At 64.2% G+C, this 1,366-nt stretch carries 1 protein-coding gene; it reads right to left on the minus strand.

Annotated elements, in window-relative coordinates:
- Positions 1-54: 54 nt before the first annotated feature.
- A protein-coding gene (locus IE267_RS39280; RefSeq protein ID WP_087902221.1) for an IS3-like element IS6110/IS987 family transposase occupies positions 55-1,316 on the minus strand; the annotation gives its coding sequence in 2 pieces (ribosomal slippage) (positions 55-1,028 and positions 1,028-1,316; 1,263 coding nt in all).
- Positions 1,317-1,366: the final 50 nt, after the last annotated feature.

Consider the following 1,366-nt stretch of genomic DNA (forward strand, 5'->3'; position numbering starts at 1 on the left):
GATTGTGTCGGGTGAACCGCCCCGGTGAGTCCGGAGACTCTCTGATCTGAGACCTCAGCCGGCGGCTGGTCTCTGGCGTTGAGCGTAGTAGGCAGCCTCGAGTTCGACCGGCGGGACGTCGCCGCAGTACTGGTAGAGGCGGCGATGGTTGAACCAGTCGACCCAGCGCGCGGTGGCCAACTCGACATCCTCGATGGACCGCCAGGGCTTGCCGGGTTTGATCAGCTCGGTCTTGTATAGGCCGTTGATCGTCTCGGCTAGTGCATTGTCATAGGAGCTTCCGACCGCTCCGACCGACGGTTGGATGCCTGCCTCGGCGAGCCGCTCGCTGAACCGGATCGATGTGTACTGAGATCCCCTATCCGTATGGTGGATAACGTCTTTCAGGTCGAGTACGCCTTCTTGTTGGCGGGTCCAGATGGCTTGCTCGATCGCGTCGAGGACCATGGAGGTGGCCATCGTGGAAGCGACCCGCCAGCCCAGGATCCTGCGAGCGTAGGCGTCGGTGACAAAGGCCACGTAGGCGAACCCTGCCCAGGTCGACACATAGGTGAGGTCTGCTACCCACAGCCGGTTAGGTGCTGGTGGTCCGAAGCGGCGCTGGACGAGATCGGCGGGACGGGCTGTGGCCGGATCAGCGATCGTGGTCCTGCGGGCTTTGCCGCGGGTGGTCCCGGACAGGCCGAGTTTGGTCATCAGCCGTTCGACGGTGCATCTGGCCACCTCGATGCCCTCACGGTTCAGGGTTAGCCACACTTTGCGGGCACCGTAAACACCGTAGTTGGCGGCGTGGACGCGGCTGATGTGCTCCTTGAGTTCGCCATCGCGCAGCTCGCGGCGGCTGGGCTCCCGGTTGATGTGGTCGTAGTAGGTCGATGGGGCGATCGGCACACCCAGCTCGGTCAGCTGTGTGCAGATCGACTCGACACCCCACCGCAAACCATCGGGGCCCTCGCGGTGGCCCTGATGATCGGCGATGAACCGGGTAATTAGCGTGCTGGCCGGTCGAGCTCGGCCGCGAAGAAAGCCGACGCGGTCTTTAAAATCGCGTTCGCCCTTCGCAATTCGGCGTTGTCCCGCCGCAAGCGCTTCAGCTCAGCGGATTCTTCGGTCGTGGTCCCGGGCCGTGCGCCGGCATCGACCTGCGCCTGGCGCACCCACTTACGCACCGTCTCCGCGCAGCCAACACCAAGTAGACGGGCGACCTCACTGATCGCTGCCCACTCCGAATCGTGCTGACCGCGGATCTCTGCGACCATCCGCACCGCCCGCTCACGCAGCTCCGGCGGGTACCTCCTCGATGAACCACCTGACATGACCCCATCCTTTCCAAGAACTGGAGTCTCCGGACATGCCGGGGCGGTTC

It is taken from the genome of Streptomyces xanthochromogenes (genome assembly GCF_014650455.1).
In the GTDB taxonomy this organism is placed as follows: Bacteria; Actinomycetota; Actinomycetes; order Streptomycetales; family Streptomycetaceae; genus Streptomyces; species Streptomyces xanthochromogenes.